We start from the raw sequence: 15,875 nt of genomic DNA, 5'->3' as shown, positions 1-15,875 counted from the left end.
TCCGGCCTCTCCCACAAGGGGAGAGGCGGGGAGTTGCCGTGACTGTCTTGTCTTAGTTCAACCTCTCAATTCATCCCCTGCGCGCCGCGCACCAGTCTGCCCGGGCGTGCGCCGGTGGCCTTGCCCTCGCGCTGGGTCACGATGCCCGACACGATGGTGGCGTCATAGCCGTCGACCTGCTGCAGGAGGCGGCGGCCGCCGACCGGCAGGTCGTAATGCACCTTCGGAGGGTGCAAATGCAGCCGGTCGTAATCGATCACGTTGACGTCGGCCTTGAAGCCAGGAGCGATCACGCCGCGATCATACAGACCGACCGACAGCGCGGTCTTGCGCGACTGCGCCGCGACCACGAACGGGATAGAGAGCTTCTCGCCGCGGCTGCGGTCGCGCGTCCAGTGCGTCAAGAGATAGGTCGGGAAGCTGGCATCGCAGATGATGCCGCAATGCGCGCCGCCGTCGGACAGGCCGGGCACGGCACTGGGCTCGCGCAGCATCTCATGCACGGCGTCGAGGTTGCCGTCGGCGTAATTCAGGAACGGCACATAGAGCATGCCGCGACCCTCGTCGGTCAGCATCGCGTCATAGGCGAGCTCTTCCGGCTGCCGGCCCTGGCGGCGCGCCTGCGGCCCGAGCGCGTTTTCCGGCGGCTGCTCATAGTTCGGCGGATTACCCAAGAGATACATCTTGTCGTAGTTCGGCCGGAAGAACAGCGGATCGTCGGTCGCCGTCGCGCTCTCGCTCAGGATCGCCGCGCGCACCTCGGGTCGGCGCAGATGCGCGAGCCGCTCGGCCAGCGGCAATTTGGCGATCTCGCGATAGCTCGGATGGGTCTGGAACGGGTTGCGCGACAATTCGAGCCCGAGCAGCAGCCCGACCGGCCGCGCCGCGATCTGGGTCGTGATCGACAGGCCGCGGGCGGCGGCTTCATTGATGGTGTCCATGGTCTGCCGCCAGCGCCGCGGCGCCTTGTCGGCCTGGGCGACGGAGAACGAGATCGGGCACCTTGTGTTCTCCGCGACCCGCAGCATCATCGGCAGGTCCTCGTGCACGGTGCTCTGGTCGAGCACGAATTGCAGCACGCTGCGGCCGACGCCGTGCATCGCGCCGGCGATCGCGGTCAGTTCATCTTCGCCGGCTTTCAGCGTCGGCGTGTAGTCGCCGGTCGAGGTGCGGTGATTGAGCGTGCGCGAGGTCGAGAAACCCAGCGCGCCCGCCCGCACTGCGTCGCCGGCGAGCGCCGCCATCGCCTTGTTGTCCTCGGCCGTTGCCGGATCGCGGCGCGCGCCGCGCTCGCCCATCACATAGACCCGCAGCGCGGCATGCGGCAGCTGCGCGCCGATATCCATGTCGAAATTGCGCTTCGACAGCCACTCCATGTAGTCGGGGAAGCTCTCCCACGCCCAGGGAATGCCGGCGGAGAGCACCGGCTCCGGAATGTCTTCGACGCCTTCCATCAGCTGGATCAGCCTGACGTGGTCGCTCGGCCGGCACGGCGCGAAGCCGACGCCGCAATTGCCCATGATCGCCGTGGTGACGCCGTTCTGCGACGACGGCGTGATGTCATGGCTCCAGGTCACCTGGCCGTCGTAATGGGTGTGGACGTCGACGAAGCCGGGCGCCACCAGTTTGCCGCGAGCGTCGATCTCTTCCTTGCCCTTTGCCGAGACCTTGCCGACGTCGGTGATCTTGCCGCCTGTGATCGCGACATCGGCTTCATGGAGGTCGCCGCCCTTGCCGTCGGCGATGGTGCCGCCGCGGATCACGAGGTCTGGGGTCGAGGTCATGGCATTTCATCCCGAGGCTGTTTTTGGTTGACGGCATCATGGGTCAGCCCCCGATGCTGTCAACCAGCGCCGATGAAGCTCTGGGATGCGCTGATGCTGATTTGCCAGCTGGGATCGAGCGTTGCCGCCCGGCGGAAATTTGTTCCGCCGGGCAAATCGCCGCGAACCTAGCGCGCGCCGAAGAACGCTGTCTTCTGGGTCTCTTCGGCCTGCAGCCTGGCGCGGACGCGCATCAGGTCCTTCCAGCCGATATAGCCGACGAGGCGCTGATCCTCGCGCGAGATCACAGGCAGATGCGAGACGTTGACCTGCATCAGGCGGTCGGCGAGCCGGTCGAGATATTCGTCGGGATAGGCGACGGTGATCTTGCTGCCGGCCAGCAGCTGCTTGAGCGTCGCGGTGCGATGCTTGCCGGCGCGGCGCCAGCGCAGCACGGACGGCGGGTCGATCACGCCGAGCACGCGATGGTTGGCGTCGACGACGGGAAAGCTGGGGTGACCGGTCTTCGGGTTGGTCAGGAAGGCGGCCGCGCCGTGCAGCGTCATGGTGTCGGCGACGGTCTCGACCGCCTTGGTCATGACGTCGCGCACGCGCGTCAGCGCGAACGGATCGACGCGGTACTCGCGCACCAGATGATGGCCGCGCCGCGCCACCTTCTCGGTCAGGATCGAGCGCCGCATCAAAAGCACGGTGACGCCGTGCGCGGTGCCGCAGGCCGCGATCAGCGGCAGCAGTACGTGGGTGTTGCCGGTGAGCTCGACCGCGAAGAAGGTCGCGGTCAGCGGCGAGCGCATCGTGCCGCCCATCGTCGCCGCCATCGCCAGCAGCGCCCAGAAGCCGGGGCTCGCTTCAGGCAGATAGCCGCTCAGCGCCGTTCCCATCGCGCCGCCCATGATGAGCAGCGGCGCCAGCACGCCGCCCGACGTGCCCGAGCCGAGCGCGACCGACCAGATCACGGCTTTCACCACGAGCAGCAGCAGCGCGGCCTTCAGCACCACTTCGCCGCTTAGCATCGACGCGAGGTTGTCATAGCCGACGCCGAGCGCCTGCGGCTCGATCAAGCCGCCAAGGCCGACGACCAGGCCGCCGATCAGCGGCCACCACATCCAGTGGATCGGCAGCTTGAGGAAGATGTCCTCGCAGCCATAAACCAGCTGGGTGAGCACGCCCGACAGCAGCCCGGAGAGGATTCCGATCAGCATCCAGGCGCCGAGTTGCAGCACCGAAATGTCGACGCCGCCGGTGAACGGAAACAGCGGTGCGGGCATGTGCAGGAAGGTGCGCCCGACCGCCGCCACCACGGCGGCGACGGTGACGGGAATGAAGCTGCGCGGCGTCCATTCGAACAGCAACAGTTCGACCGCGAGCATGATCGCGGCGATCGGCGTTCCGAACACGGTGGTCATGCCGGCGGCGGCGCCCGCCACCAGCAGGGTCTTGCGCTCGTTGTCGCTGACCGGGAGCATCTGCGCGATCAGCGAGCCGATCGCGCCGCCCGTCATGATGATCGGGCCTTCGGCGCCGAACGGGCCGCCGGTGCCGATCGACACCGCCGACGACAAGGGCTTCAGGATCGCCACCTTGGGATCGAGCCGGGAACGTCCGAGCAGGATCGCCTCGATGGCTTCCGGAATGCCGTGCCCGCGGATCTTCTCGCTGCCGAAGCGTGCCATCAGCCCGATGATCAGCGAGCCCGCGACCGGAACCAGCACGGTCCAGAGCCCGAGCGGCGAATCCTGCAATTTCAGGTCGGCGAAGCTGAACTGGCCGAAATAGGCGATGTTGGTGGCGAGCTTGATCAGCTGCAGCAGTCCCGCCCCGGCCAGCACGCCTGCGGCGGAGACAAACACGGCGATCGCCGAGATCACCACGACGCGCGGATCGGTCGTGAAGTCGCTCAGGAGGTGGCTGGCCTTCTCGCCGATTTTGGCGGTGTTTGGGGCGGTGTTCGTGGCGGAGGTGCTCGATTTGGTGGAAATGACGCTCATTGGTGGCGTAAGGCTCGGGTGAAGTGGACGCGGCGTCATATCGCATTGCGATATAATTACAAGCGGGAGCCATCGAATGGCAGCGTTGAAAGGACCGTCGAAATCGCCGAGGCAGGACCAGAAGCGGGTTCCCAGCCAGGGCGATTACGAAACGCTGTCGCAATTTCGCTATCTGATCCGCCGGTTTCTGGAGTTCAGCCAGGATGCCGCGAAGGCCGCGGGCCTGACGCCGCGGCAGCATCAGGCATTGCTGGCGATCCGGGGGTATCCGGGCGGCGGGCCGGTTGCGGTCGGTGATCTGGCCGAACGGCTGCGGCTTCGTCACCACACCACGGTCGAACTGGTCGACCGGCTGTCCGAGGCCGGACTGGTCGAGCGCGTGCTCGATCCCGCCGACCAGCGGCGGGTGCTGCTGAAATTAACCGGCCTTGCGGCCGATCATCTCGCCGAATTGTCGGCGGTCCATCTCGATGAGCTGTCGCGGATCGAGCCGCTCCTGAAGCAGGTGCTGTCGCGACGGTCGGAATGAATTCACGTCGCGCAATGCTTCGTGTCTCAGCATGACGGGGCGCATAACTCTATCCACGTCATTGCGAGCGGAGCGAAGCAATCCATGGCTCAGCAGTACGAGAGATGGATTGCTTCGTCGCTATCGCTCCTCCCAATGACGGCGTAAAGCATCACATCTTCTCAGGCGCGCGGGCTGGCCGTCTCGGCCTGATACGCCGAGGCCTGCGGCTTGCGCTCGGTGACCAGAGCAAGCAGCACGGTCAGTATCATGAACACCACGGAGGCGCCGAACACCCAGTGCGGCATGTGCTGGTCCATGATCCAGCCGAACAGCAGCGGACTCACGATGCCGCCGAAGTTGAAGCCGGTGGAGACGATGCCGAAGGCGCGGCCGGCGGCGCCGGGCGGCGCCGCGTTGCGCACCATCATGTCGCGGGACGGCGCGATCACGCCGCCGAGGAATCCGGCAAGCCCCATCGCCAGTGTGAGCGCCGCCGGCGGCAGGTTGAGCAGCGCAATCAGCAGCACGAGGGCGGCATTGACCGCGAAGCAGGCCGCGGCGACCTGGCTGTGGCGGTGGGTCCAGTCGGCGAGGTAGCCGCCGGCGAGCACGCCGGCCGCGCTGGCGCCGAGGAACGCGGTCAGCGCGATATTGGCCGTCGAGAACGACGCGCCGTAGCCGCCCATCAGCGCGACCACGCCGAAATTGTTGATGCCGGAGGTCGACAGGCTGAGCAGCGTGAAGAAGGCTGTCAGCACCATCAGCGCCGGCGTGATCACGCTGGCCTTTGGTGGGGCGTCGTCCTTTGACTTGTTCTTGTTGGCGCCGGCATCGGGAATGCCGAGCACGATCAGGAACAGCGCCACCAGCGGACCGACCGCACCGGCGACGATCAGCGCGCCGAGGCCGCCGATCGAGGCGACCAGTGCCGCCATGATCGCGGGCGCAACCGCGCCGCCGAGGAATCCGGCGAAGGTGTGGATCGAGAAGGCGCGGCCCATCCGCGCCTCGTCCATATGCGCCGAGAGGATTGCATAGTCAGCCGGATGATAGACGCTGTTGGCGAGGCCCAGCAGCACCGCGCAGACGATCAGCGACGTATAGCTGAGATGCAGGCCGAGCCCGATCAGCGCGCAACCGCCGACGGTCAGTCCGATCAACAGGATCTTGCGCGCGCCGATATGGTCGGCGAGGTAACCGATCGGCGCCTGGGTCAGCCCGGAGACCACCGCGAACACCGTCAGCGCCAGGCCGAGCTCGACATAGCCGACGCCGAGCTGCTGCTTCAGGAACGGGAACAGCATCGGCAGCACGAAGATATGGAAATGGCTGACCCAATGGGCGACCGAAATCCCCGTCAGCGTGCGCAGCGCACTGTCGGCTTTCGCTTGCTGCGGTGCGGCCAAAACGTCGACCATGTGCCTGAAAACCCTAATTCCGGAAAGCCCGCCGAAAATAGAGATTGGCCGCTAATTGTCCATGAACGCGGGCGCATGGCTGCCCCCGGCGCGGGCGTGCCGGATCGACACATGCGGCATTAAATGCGGCGACAAAGCACGGCAGCACGGCGATGATCGGCCATGATCGACGCCAAAAAGCAGCTCCGCGTGCTGGTGTCGGAGGGCTCCAGCACCTCCGGCCGCGAGGCGATCACGATCCTCGGACTGGCCGGCCATCACGTCGAGGTTTGCGACCCCTCGCGCTGGTGCCTGGCGCGCTACTCCCGCTTTGTCCGCAAATACCACCATTGTCCGCCGCTGCGGTCGGATCCGGCCGGCTTCCTGCGCTTCGTCGAGCGCCTGTTGGCCTCGCGGCGTTTCGATGTGCTGCTGCCGACTCATGAACAGGGATTTCTGTTCGCCCGCGCCGCGGCGGGGCTGGCATCACGTACCGGCCTCGCGCTGCCGGATTTCGCCAGCTATCGCGCCGTGCACAGCAAGGCCGGCTTCAGCCGGCTGCTCGACCGGCTCGGGCTGCCGCAGCCCCCGACCCGGATCGTGAACTCGGCCGAGGAGCTGCGCGAGGCGGTGCGGTTTCCCTCCGTGGTCAAGACGTCGGTCGGTACCGCCAGCCGCGGCGTCTGGTTCGTGCGCGATACCGGCGATCTCAATCGCGCGCTCTACGACCTCGAGTCCGCAGACGATTTTGCCGGCGAGGTGCTGGCGCAGGATCTGATCACCGGCACGGTCGAGAAGGCGCAGTCGGTGTTCTGCCACGGCACGCTTGTCGGCTTCCATGCGTACCGCCAGATTGCGGCCGGTGTCGGCGGCGGCGAGGCGATCAAGGAGAGCGTGAGCCGGCCGGCGATCCGCGCCGGCCTCGAGACCATCGGCGCGCATCTTGGTTGGCACGGTGCGCTCTCGGTCGACGTCATCATGCCGCTCGACAGCGCGACGCCGCTGCTGATCGACTGCAACCCGCGGCTGGTTGAGCCGATGAACGCCTTTCAGTCGGGCGTCGATCTGGTCGATTTGCTGCTGCGCGTCTCGCGCGGCGAGACGCCGGCGCCGCTCGCCGAGGGGCGCGCCGGGGTGCGGACGCATCTGGCGATGCAGGCGCTGCTCGGCAGTGCGTCGCGCGATGGTACGCGGCGTGACCTGATCCGGGAATGTGGCCGCATCGCCGCGGGCGAAGGGCACTATCGGGGAAGCAGCGAAGAGCTGACGCCGGTGCGGCTCGACTGGCTCAGCGCCGTGCCGCTTGCGATGACGACAGTGCTGCTGCTGGCATCACCGCAGATCGCCTCATCGCTAGCGCGCGGCGGCTTTGGCGCGCATCTGCTCGATCGCGGCAGCATCAAGGCGATCGAGAATGGCGATTTCCGCTAGTATCCCTCCAGCGCGAATTCACCGCACGATCTTGTCTGCGCGCTTCAAGAGCTCCGGTGAAATCTCGACGCCCACGGCCTGGGCCGCGTGGAGATTGAATATCAGCTCTCGCTTGGTGACGACGCCGACTGGCAGGTCGCCCGGCTTCGCGCCCTTGAAAATCTTATCGGCGAATGTCGCAAACTCGCGCCATGTATCGGCGACGTTGGCCCCATAAGTAATCACCCCGCCCGCGTCCGCCTGGCCACCGGGAAACATTGCCGGCAGGCGGTTCTTGATGGCCAGTTCACCGACTCGTTTTCGATTGCTCCAGGGCACCGGCACTTCAAGGACCAGCAGCGCCTCCGCGCGCTCCTTTGCCATCCCGGCAATCGCGGCCTCCAGATCGTCCGCACCCTTGACCTTCACGATTTGCGGCTCCAGCCCCAGCGCCTTGGCTGCGGCCTCGTTGGCGCGGTCAATCGGGGCGAGCCCGCGTTCATCCGCGCCGGGGATCGTTTGATCACTGAGAATCGCAACGCGCGTGATCCCGGGGAATGCCTCCTTCAGAAGCTTGAACTGGTCGCTGGCCTGCTGCTGATCAAGGTTGGTGAGGCCCGTGACATTGCCTCCTGGCTTGTCCATCGAGGCGACAAGCTTCAACGCGACCGGATCGGTGACGATCGCAAAGATCACCGGGATCGTCGACGTGGCCTTCTGCGACGCCACCGACGCCGGGCCGCCGAGTGCAAGGATGACATCCACATTCGCACCGACCAACTCCGAGGCGAGGCCCGGAAGGCGCTCGAGCTTCGATTCGGCAAATCGCGGTTCGATGACGATGTCGCGTCCTTCGAGATAGCCGCGGTCGGCGAAGTCGCTCAGAAGATTTTTCTTGATGGAATCGAAGAGCGGCGACGGGCCGCCGTTGACGAGGATTCCTACTTTTCTGGGAGCTTATTGCGCATCGGACGGGTCGCACATCGACGCGATCATGCAGAAGACCGTGAGCACTGCCTTCGCAAATCTCATGGCACCGCCCCCCAGCAAGGACCCCAGCGTCCATGCGAGCCTAGCATTCAGGGGGTGGGCAACCAATCCGGAAGGGTGGTCCGGCCGACGACCTCGCTGCGACCTAATGTCTGCTTGGCGACGACGAGCCGGGCTCGGTAGCTCGCAAGCTACGAGGCCGCCGCGCGCGACTGCGCGCAGGATCTGTCGATCGATATTCGCCGGGCCTCACAACGGCTCGTCATCATTGCCGTAGCGGTCGAGCTTCGGCGTAGCGATGTCGCCATCCTCGTAATAGTCATCGTCCTGCAGCGCTGCGGGCGGCGGAGGCTTCTTCGACTTATCGTCGGCCTTGTCTTTGGTCTTCGCGCCGTCCTTGCTCGTCTTTCCGGCCTTGGCCATGCGTTTCCCCTGCACGGGTCAAATCAGCTGCCGGAATTCTACTCCAGTTTGCGGACGCTTGTAACGTGATGAGAGGGTACGGCGGGGGCATACCTCGCCCCACCGGATAGCTCTAAAACGTCGCGCCGGCCTTTACCATGTAGGTGCGGCCGGGCAGCGGGTAGGCCGAGAAGCGGCCCTCGGTGAACGTGCTCGCGATGGCGTAGTCGTAATAGAGCGCGTTGAACAGGTTGTTCACGCTCAGCGACCAGAAGAAGCGGTCAACTTGCCCGCTCAGCTTGATATCGGCGGTGGCGTTGCCGGGAATCCGGCTCTGGGTGTTGGCCTGGTCGTTGTCCATGATGCGCGAGCTCCAGGCCCGCACCGTGGCGTCGAACACCAGATAGTTCTGCCAGATATTCCAGGTGACGCCGAGATTGCCGGTGTAGCGCGACACCAGCGGCACGTCGTTGCCGGCCCAGATGCCTTCGCGGAACACCGCGCGGGTGATCGCCATGCCGCCGCGCAGGGTGACGCTGTCGCTGACCTTGAGCGCCGCGCTGGTCTCCGAGCCGTAGCGGCGGGTGGGGTCGAGGTTGGTGTTGAAGAACAGCACCGGGTTGAAATGGATCTCGTTCTCGAGATCCATCAGATAGACGCTGGACTGGACCTGGAAGCGGTTGGTCCTGACGCGAAAGCCGCCCTCGACATCCTGCGAGGTCTGGGTCTTGAGCTGGAAATTCTGCGGGATCGGGGCGAACGTCAGCGGGTCGAATGACGGACCCGACGCGACACGTTCGTCGACATCAGGCGTGCGGAATGCGCGTGCCGCGCGGCCGAACACCGAGAAAGTGTCGGTCAGGCGATGCTCGATGCCGACATGCAGCGCGTATTGCGTCTCGTTGCTGTCGAGCGGTGCCGCCTGGGTGTCGAATGCGAATGGCGCATTCGGGTCGTGGCGATCGCGCGCCGAGATGCTGGTGTTCTGGACGCGCGCGCCGTAGGAGAAGTCGGTCGTTGGCAACAGGCCCAGCGTATGTTGCCAATAGCCGGCCACGCTCTGCTGCTCGATATTGTAGATGTGGAACGGGTCGACGCCCTGATAGGCGCCGCGCGCCTCGCGGAATGTCGAATCGTAATAGTCGATGCCGGTCAGGATCGTCGATGGCATGCCCAGCATCACATTCTTGACGCTGAGCCGCGGCGTCAGCGACCAGGTCTGCAGCGCGGCATCATTGTAGGTCGAGGCGAAGCTGATGGTCGGCACCGTGCCGAAGAAGCCGCTCTGCGTCTCGCGCTGCCGCCAGCCGCCGTCGACGATGAGGTCGACGCCGTTCATCAGCGTCCTGGTGAAGCCGGCGGTGACGCTGGCGGTCTGCTGGTTGGCATAGTCGAAGGGCGTCGCGGCGCCGCGGCGATCGGTGAGCAGCTCATTCACGCCGATCGACGGATCGACCAGCCGTCCGCCGGGCAAACCGAGCTTCTGGTCGCTGCCGGTGACGGTCAGGAAGGCGATGAGATCCGGCGTCGTGTAGTTGATGTTGCCGGCAGCGTTGCGCTGGTCGAGCGCATTGTTGACGCGGTAGCCGTCCGACTTGATGCCGTTGCCGTAGAACGAGGTGGACCACGGGCCGGAATTCAGTGCCGCGGAGACCGCGGCCATGCGGGTGTTGAACGCGCCAACTCCGGCCTCGGCCCGCATCGTCGTCGGCGGGCCGCCGACGCCGGTCTTGGTGATGATGTTGACGACGCCGCCCACCGCGTTGTCGCCGTAGAGCACCGCGCCGCTGTTGCCGCGCGTGATCTCGATGCGCTCGATCGAATCGAGCGGAATCGTGGTGAGGTCGAAGCCGGCCTTGTCGACGTCGTTGAGGCGGCGGCCGTTGAGCAGGAAGAGGGTATTGTCGGTCGCGAACGCGCCGAAGCCGCGCAGGTCGACCGACGTCTTGGCGCCGTTCGGTCCGCCATAGGGCGTTTGCAGCTGCACGCCCGGCACCTGCGCGAGGATCTCGGGCAACGACTGCACCGGCGAATGCGCGATGTCGTCGGCGGTGATCACGGCCGAGGAGGTGCCGACAATGCCGGCGAACTGACGGCCGCCGGTGCCGCCCGTTCCGGTGGCCACACCGGTCCCTGTCGTGCCCGATCCGGCTCCGCTGCCTGTATTGTTGCCTTGCGAGGTGCCCGGCGCCGGGCGTCGCGGCGCCGGCGCTTCGTCAGCGGCCGGCCTGGCGCGCGTGACGTTCTGGTCGCCCGGCTTGGTGACTTCGATCGCCGGCAGCTGATCGGGAGCGGGTGCCTGCTGCGCCAGCGCTGCGGAGACAAGGAATGCCGGCGCGATCATCGTCGCCGGCGCGATCATCGTCGACGCGAGCAGAAGCGCGCGGCGCCGCCGATGGAAAGGGAAGGAGAACATAAGCAAGGCCTCGGCAACGTCAGTGGCACGTCACCGCGAACCAGTCTCACCATCGTGCTCACAGCATCAGGTGAAGCTCATGCCTGTACTCCCCGACCGGCAGCATCGCGTGTGACCACGGCTGACGGCAGGTCTCCTGGCTCGCGGGTCGTTACCCTTCGTCGCCTTCCCAGGACCGAGATTCCCAGTGGCCTGTGACGAAGGATTCACCGCATACAGTTGCGGGGGCAGCCGCGGCGTTGGGGAAGTTTCCCCGTACCGCATTCCCTTTTCATCTCATGAAAGAACCGTCATGTTCATCTAGGGTTCGGCCGGGTAGCAAAGTCAATCCGGCGGAAGTCGGGCAATGGCCGTGCGGCCACGGTTTTTGTCGAGTGTCGCTTGTCTGCCACGACGATCGCTGTAAGAGCATGGATCCGATGAGCGTGCAGGATTTTGCCTTGGCGGCCGAGGTCGCGGCGCGGCGCCGGTGGGGCGCCACCGCGGCGCTGCTCGCGCTCGTGGTCCTGCTGTGCGTGCTCTCGCTCGGCATCGGGCCGGTGCGGCTGTCGCCGCTCGCGGTGATCGAGGCGCTGTTCGGCGGCGGCAGCGATGTGGCGCAGGTGATCGTGCGCGAGATCCGCCTGCCGCGCACCATCCTGGCATTTGCGATCGGCGGCATTCTCGGGCTGTCCGGTGCGGCGCTGCAAGGGCTGCTGCGCAATCCGCTGGCCTCGCCGTCGCTGTTCGGCGCGCCGCAATCGGCGGCGTTCGGCGCGGTGCTGGTGATCGCGCTGGGCCTCGCCGATGTGCGCTCCTACGCGCTGCCGGCGGTGGCGATCATCGCCGCGTTCGGCTCGGTGTTCGCGCTGCTTGCGATCGCCGGCCGCAATGCCGGGCTGTTGATCCTGATCCTCGCGGGGCTCGCGATCTCGAGCTTTGCGGGGGCGGCGACCGCGCTGGTGATGAACCTCTCCAGCAATCCGTTCGTGGTGCTGGAGATCGCGTTCTGGCTGCTCGGCTCGCTGGAGGACCGCAGCTTCCAGCACGTGGCGCTGGCGCTGCCCTTCATCGTCGCGGGCGCCGCCATCCTGCTCAGCCAGGCGAGCGCCTTCCGCGCGCTGACGCTTGGCGAGGAGGCGGCGCAGAGCCTCGGCGTCGACGTCGGGCGGTTGCGGCTCTTCGTGATCACGGGCGTGGCGCTTGGCGTCGGCGGCGCGGTCGCAGTCACCGGCACGATCGGTTTCATCGGCCTCGTCGCGCCGCATCTGATGCGTCCCGTGATCGGTCACGATCCGGCGCGGCTCTTGGTGCCGAGCGCGCTCACCGGCTCGGCGCTGCTGCTCGCCGCCGACATCGCGGTGCGCATCATTCCTTCAACCTCGGACATCAAGGTCGGCGTGCTGACCTCGATCATCGGCGTGCCGTTCTTCCTCTATCTGATCATGCGCGAGCGCCGCGCGCTCGGCGGAGGCGTGGCATGACGCTGCTCTCCGCCGCGGCGCTCAATGCCTCGCTCGGCAGCCGCAAGGTGCTGCACGATGTCTCGCTGTCGCTGCCGTCGGGTCATCTGGTCGCGCTGGTCGGCCCGAACGGCGCCGGCAAGACCACGCTGCTGCGTGCACTGGCCGGGCTGATTCCGTCGGGCGGCGAGATCCGGATCGGCGGCGATCCGCTGGCGTCGCTGCCGCTGCGCGAGCGCGCGAAGCGTTTCGCCTATTTGCCGCAGGGGCACATGGTGCACTGGCCGCTGCCGGCGCGCGACATCGTCGCGCTCGGCCGCTATCCGCACGGCGCGACCGATCCGGCGCGGCTGTCGCAGACGGATATGGAGGCGGTGCTGCGCGCCATGCAGGCGGTTGACGTCACTGAATTCAGCGATCGCCGCGTCACCGAACTCTCCGGCGGCGAGCGCAGCCGCGTCGCACTGGCCCGGGTGCTCGCGGTGGAGGCGCCGGTGATTCTCGCCGACGAGCCGACCGCCTCGCTCGATCCGCGCCACCAGATCGACGTGATGCAGAAGCTGCGCAATGCCGCCGACAGCGGCGTGCTGGTGATCGTGGTGACGCATGACCTGGGACTTGCCGCGCGCTTCGCCGATCACGTGCTGGTGCTGTCGGAAGGGCGGCTGGCCGCGCAGGGCGCGCCCGTCGAGGCATTGTCGGAGAGCGTCCTCGCCAGCGTGTTCCGGGTCAGCGCCTATCGCGCCGAATTTCAGCGCGAGGTCGTCATCGTGCCATGGGCGGACGTGTGATGTGGCCACGGCCTCACCACGAGCTCAGTTCACCTCTCCCGCTTGCGGGGGAGGTCGCTGCGCTCGAAGAGCGCAGCGGGTGGGGGCTCTCTCCACGATATGGCTCGCGGCGAAACCCCCACCCCAACCCTCCCCCGCAAGCGGGAGAGGGGGCTCAGCGTCAGCGTGGCAGCCATCTCGCTTCGCTTCATCTTGGAGCGGTGGTCGCCATAGTGCTGTGGCTTATTTCCGCCGGTGCCGCGTTCGCCGCCGGACCGCGCATCGTCTCGATGAATGTCTGCAGCGACCAGCTCGTGCTGTCGCTGGCCGACCCGGACCAGATCATCGGCCTCAGCCGCTTCTCGCGCGATGCCTGGCAATCCTGGGCCGCGGAGAAGGCGCGAAACTTTCCGCGCTTGTCCGGCGAGGCCGAGGACGTGTTGCTGCTCAAGCCCGACCTCGTCGTGGTCAGCCTGTTCGACAAGCGCGCGACCCGTGATCTGTTGAAGGCCCACGGGCTGCACCTCGTCGAATTCACGGTGCCGCGCACGCTGGACGAGGTGAAGGACCAGATCCGCGCGATGGGCGATGTGGTGCAGCACCCCGATCGCGCGGAGGCCGAGATCGCGCGCCTCGATGCGGCCACCGCCCGGGCGCGGGCGGCGGCGAGCGCGCATCATTACCGCGTGTTGCCGCTGGAGCGGCGCGGCTTTGTGTCGGGCGACGGCAGCCTCGTCAGCTCGCTGCTGGCCGTAACCGGGCTTTCCAACGCCGCCGGCGAACTTGGCGTCGGCGCAGGCGGGTTTGCTTCGCTGGAGGCGATCGTAAAACTGCGGCCGGATTTCATCCTGGTGTCGGAAGCCGGCGACCGCGCCGAGGATGACGGCCGCGCCTTCCTGCTGCATCCGGCGCTGGAGCGCTTCTATCCGCAAAGCAAGCGCATCGTGCTGCCGGAGCGGCTCACGGTGTGCGGCGGCGTGATGCTGGCGGATGCGCTGGATCAGCTGACGGAAGAGCTGAAGCGGGTGACGCAGTGACCTTCCAAACCCGTCATCCTGAGGAGCGGCGAAGCCGCGTCTCGAAGGATGCACGGCCCGGATACTTCCAGGAGTTCGCGGAAGGAGTGTGGCCGTCGCCCTTCGAGGCTCGCTTCGCTCGCACCTCAGGGTGACGGTGAGATATTTGCGAGCGGGCTAAAGGGTTATGAGACTATCCCATCACCACCGGCCCGCCGGCCTTCTTCCAGGCGTCGATGCCGCCATCGATATGCGCGGTGTTGGCCAGTCCCGCCTTCTTCGCGGCGGCCACCGCCATCGCCGAGCGCTCGCCGAAGGCGCAGAAGAACACGACGCGGCGGCCGGTTGCGGCCGCGACCTCGCGCAGCATGCCGCCGGGCTGCAGGGTGGCGCAAATCCCCGGATAGGGCGCGTGCAGCGCGCCCGCGAGCGTGCCGTGCTTGGCCCGCTCGCCGCTCTCGCGCAAATCGACCAGGAGGATATCGGGCCGGCCGAGGCTCGCGATGGCGTCGCGCGCGCTGAGGGAGAGGCCTTCCTTGGCGAGTTCATCCTGGTGCAGGCCAACATGCATGTTGGCGGGCACCACGACGTCCATCAGCTTCGGGTTCGGCAAATTGAGGTTGTTCATCAGCTCGACATAGTCGTCGATCGATTTGACCTGCAGCCGCGGATTGTAGCGCTTCTCCTCGCCGATGGTGGAGACGGTATCGCCCTTGTAGTCATGCGCGGGGAACACCATGGTCTCCTCGGGCAGCTTCAGCAGGCGGTTGAAGATCGAATCGTACTGCGCCCGCGCGCTGCCGTTCTGGAAATCGGTGCGGCCGGTGCCGCGGATCAGCAGCGTGTCGCCGGTGAAGACGCGGTCGCCCATCAGGTAGCTGTAGGAATCGTCGGTGTGGCCGGGCGTGTACAACGCCTCGAGGCAAAGGCCCTCGATCGTCACCTTGTCGCCGTCGGAGACGCGCATCGACACCACGTCGGCCTTGCTCTGCTCGCCCATGATGGTGATGCACTGCGTGCGGTCGCGCAGCTCGCCGAGGCCGGTGACGTGATCGGCGTGCAGGTGCGTATCGACGGCCTTGACCAGCCTGAGGTCGAGTTCCTGCAGCAGCTTGCAGTAGCGATCGGCCTTCTCCAGCACCGGATCGAGGATCAGTGCCTCGCCGCCGGCGCGGCTCGCGAGCAGATAGCTGTAGGTTCCGGATACGCTGTCGAAGAGCTGGCGAAAGATCATGACGGCTTACCTATTCTCCGGGCCGAGTCACATGGAGGATATTATTCCATAGATAGGGTCCGTTCAAAGCAAATCCATCCCCGTGCGACTCCTGTCCCGTCACCCTGAGGTGCTCGCGAAGCGAGCCTCGAAGGGTGGACGGCCCCGAATCTTCCAGGAAAGGAACGGCGCCCGTGAAGACATCGGGGCCGTGCATCCTTCGAGACGCCGCTTCGCGGCTCCTCAGAGCCTGACTGAAAAATGGGTAAGTGATCTCAGTGGGGTGTGATTCCATCGGATTTGCAAAGATTCGAGGGAGAGCACGATGCCCTGGACCAAGATCACTCGGGAGCAATATCGGCGGGACGATCTGCGTTATGCAAGCGATATGACCGATGCGGAGTGGGCGCTGATCAGACGCCTGTTGCCGCGAGCGAACCGGCGCGGCCGGCCGCGTAAGACGGAGCTGCGTCGTGTGATCGAAGCGATCCTCTATATCGTTTCGACCGGCTGCCAGTGGCGGGCGTTGCCGCAGG

The 15,875-nt window shown here is 66.4% G+C and carries 13 protein-coding genes and 1 riboswitch; of the genes, 6 read left to right on the top strand and 7 right to left on the bottom strand.

Features of this window, described 5'->3' with window-relative positions; genetic code table 11:
- Window positions 1-65: 65 nt before the first annotated feature.
- Together J6525_RS06500 and J6525_RS06495 are read right to left on the bottom strand one after the other, a co-directional pair.
- Entirely contained in the window at window positions 66-1,784 is a 1,719-nt protein-coding gene (locus tag J6525_RS06500; protein WP_225642957.1) for an N-acyl-D-amino-acid deacylase family protein, read from the bottom strand.
- Between the two features lie 167 nt (window positions 1,785-1,951).
- A complete protein-coding gene (locus tag J6525_RS06495) occupies window positions 1,952-3,772 on the bottom strand; it encodes a chloride channel protein (protein WP_225642955.1) in 1,821 nt (606 codons plus the stop codon).
- A gap of 76 nt (window positions 3,773-3,848) precedes the next feature.
- Between J6525_RS06495 and J6525_RS06490 the strand changes: the two genes are divergently transcribed.
- On the top strand, window positions 3,849-4,301 hold the full coding sequence (locus J6525_RS06490) for a MarR family winged helix-turn-helix transcriptional regulator (RefSeq protein WP_092078941.1): 453 nt from the start codon (window positions 3,849-3,851) through the stop codon (window positions 4,299-4,301).
- 161 nt (window positions 4,302-4,462) lie between these two features.
- Here J6525_RS06490 and J6525_RS06485 read toward each other — a convergent pair whose 3' ends face one another.
- A complete protein-coding gene (locus J6525_RS06485) occupies window positions 4,463-5,701 on the bottom strand; it encodes an MFS transporter (RefSeq protein WP_225642954.1) in 1,239 nt (412 codons plus the stop codon).
- 162 nt (window positions 5,702-5,863) lie between these two features.
- On the opposite strand from J6525_RS06485, the gene J6525_RS06480 reads away from it, so the two are divergent.
- Window positions 5,864-7,111: an ATP-grasp domain-containing protein gene (locus J6525_RS06480; protein ID WP_092078935.1), complete on the top strand. Its 1,248-nt coding sequence runs from the start codon at window positions 5,864-5,866 to the stop codon at window positions 7,109-7,111.
- A gap of 18 nt (window positions 7,112-7,129) precedes the next feature.
- Here the strand turns inward: J6525_RS06480 and J6525_RS06475 are convergent, their stop codons facing one another.
- The 3 genes from J6525_RS06475 to J6525_RS06465 all read right to left on the bottom strand — a co-directional run bounded on the left by J6525_RS06475 (window position 7,130) and on the right by J6525_RS06465 (window position 10,898).
- Window positions 7,130-7,990, bottom strand: coding sequence for an ABC transporter substrate-binding protein (locus J6525_RS06475; protein WP_225643244.1), 861 nt, complete (start codon window positions 7,988-7,990; stop codon window positions 7,130-7,132).
- 339 nt (window positions 7,991-8,329) lie between these two features.
- Window positions 8,330-8,503, bottom strand: a complete 174-nt coding sequence (locus J6525_RS06470; RefSeq protein WP_092078929.1) for a hypothetical protein — start codon at window positions 8,501-8,503, stop codon at window positions 8,330-8,332.
- A gap of 112 nt (window positions 8,504-8,615) precedes the next feature.
- Window positions 8,616-10,898 carry a TonB-dependent receptor gene (locus J6525_RS06465; protein ID WP_225642952.1) on the bottom strand — a complete coding sequence of 761 codons (2,283 nt, stop codon included), beginning with the start codon at window positions 10,896-10,898 and terminating at the stop codon, window positions 8,616-8,618.
- A 109-nt stretch (window positions 10,899-11,007) separates the two neighbouring features.
- Window positions 11,008-11,205, bottom strand: a riboswitch (cobalamin riboswitch).
- Window positions 11,206-11,317: 112 nt separating this feature from the next.
- Here J6525_RS06465 and J6525_RS06460 point away from each other — a divergent pair.
- The 3 genes from J6525_RS06460 to J6525_RS06450 all read left to right on the top strand — a co-directional run bounded on the left by J6525_RS06460 (window position 11,318) and on the right by J6525_RS06450 (window position 14,147).
- Window positions 11,318-12,361 carry a FecCD family ABC transporter permease gene (locus J6525_RS06460; RefSeq protein WP_225642950.1) on the top strand — a complete coding sequence of 348 codons (1,044 nt, stop codon included), beginning with the start codon at window positions 11,318-11,320 and terminating at the stop codon, window positions 12,359-12,361.
- The gene (locus J6525_RS06455) at window positions 12,358-13,131 is read left to right on the top strand and encodes an ABC transporter ATP-binding protein (RefSeq protein WP_225642948.1); all 774 of its coding nucleotides are present in this window, start codon (window positions 12,358-12,360) and stop codon (window positions 13,129-13,131) included. The genes J6525_RS06460 and J6525_RS06455 overlap by 4 nt, the downstream gene beginning before the upstream one ends.
- A 269-nt stretch (window positions 13,132-13,400) precedes the next feature.
- On the top strand, window positions 13,401-14,147 hold the full coding sequence (locus J6525_RS06450; protein ID WP_225643242.1) for an ABC transporter substrate-binding protein: 747 nt from the start codon (window positions 13,401-13,403) through the stop codon (window positions 14,145-14,147).
- Between the two features lie 172 nt (window positions 14,148-14,319).
- Here the strand turns inward: J6525_RS06450 and J6525_RS06445 are convergent, their stop codons facing one another.
- Complete coding sequence (locus tag J6525_RS06445) at window positions 14,320-15,360, bottom strand: MBL fold metallo-hydrolase (RefSeq protein ID WP_076834892.1); 1,041 nt, start codon at window positions 15,358-15,360, stop codon at window positions 14,320-14,322.
- Between the two features lie 304 nt (window positions 15,361-15,664).
- Here J6525_RS06445 and J6525_RS06440 point away from each other — a divergent pair.
- Window positions 15,665-15,875: transposase (locus J6525_RS06440; protein WP_225642946.1), on the top strand; the 211-nt coding region annotated here is incomplete at its 3' end.

Origin of the sequence: Bradyrhizobium australafricanum, assembly GCF_020329495.1 — a bacterium.
GTDB lineage: Bacteria > Pseudomonadota > Alphaproteobacteria > Rhizobiales > Xanthobacteraceae > Bradyrhizobium > Bradyrhizobium australafricanum.
Note: the sequence above shows the minus strand (reverse complement) of the source record. Positions and strands in the feature narration are given on the sequence as shown.

What these genes read in the sequence shown, in the direction of transcription:
- J6525_RS06460 (WP_225642950.1), top strand. Translation starts at nt 11,318, where the DNA reads ATGAGCGTGCAGGATTTTGCCTTGGCGGCCGAGGTCGCGGCGCGGCGC.
- J6525_RS06495 (WP_225642955.1), bottom strand. Translation starts at nt 3,772, where the DNA reads ATGAGCGTCATTTCCACCAAATCGAGCACCTCCGCCACGAACACCGCC.
- J6525_RS06485 (WP_225642954.1), bottom strand. Translation starts at nt 5,701, where the DNA reads ATGGTCGACGTTTTGGCCGCACCGCAGCAAGCGAAAGCCGACAGTGCG.
- J6525_RS06470 (WP_092078929.1), bottom strand. Translation starts at nt 8,503, where the DNA reads ATGGCCAAGGCCGGAAAGACGAGCAAGGACGGCGCGAAGACCAAAGAC.
- J6525_RS06480 (WP_092078935.1), top strand. Translation starts at nt 5,864, where the DNA reads ATGATCGACGCCAAAAAGCAGCTCCGCGTGCTGGTGTCGGAGGGCTCC.
- J6525_RS06500 (WP_225642957.1), bottom strand. Translation starts at nt 1,784, where the DNA reads ATGACCTCGACCCCAGACCTCGTGATCCGCGGCGGCACCATCGCCGAC.
- J6525_RS06490 (WP_092078941.1), top strand. Translation starts at nt 3,849, where the DNA reads ATGGCAGCGTTGAAAGGACCGTCGAAATCGCCGAGGCAGGACCAGAAG.
- J6525_RS06465 (WP_225642952.1), bottom strand. Translation starts at nt 10,898, where the DNA reads ATGTTCTCCTTCCCTTTCCATCGGCGGCGCCGCGCGCTTCTGCTCGCG.
- J6525_RS06445 (WP_076834892.1), bottom strand. Translation starts at nt 15,360, where the DNA reads ATGATCTTTCGCCAGCTCTTCGACAGCGTATCCGGAACCTACAGCTAT.
- J6525_RS06450 (WP_225643242.1), top strand. Translation starts at nt 13,401, where the DNA reads ATGAATGTCTGCAGCGACCAGCTCGTGCTGTCGCTGGCCGACCCGGAC.
- J6525_RS06455 (WP_225642948.1), top strand. Translation starts at nt 12,358, where the DNA reads ATGACGCTGCTCTCCGCCGCGGCGCTCAATGCCTCGCTCGGCAGCCGC.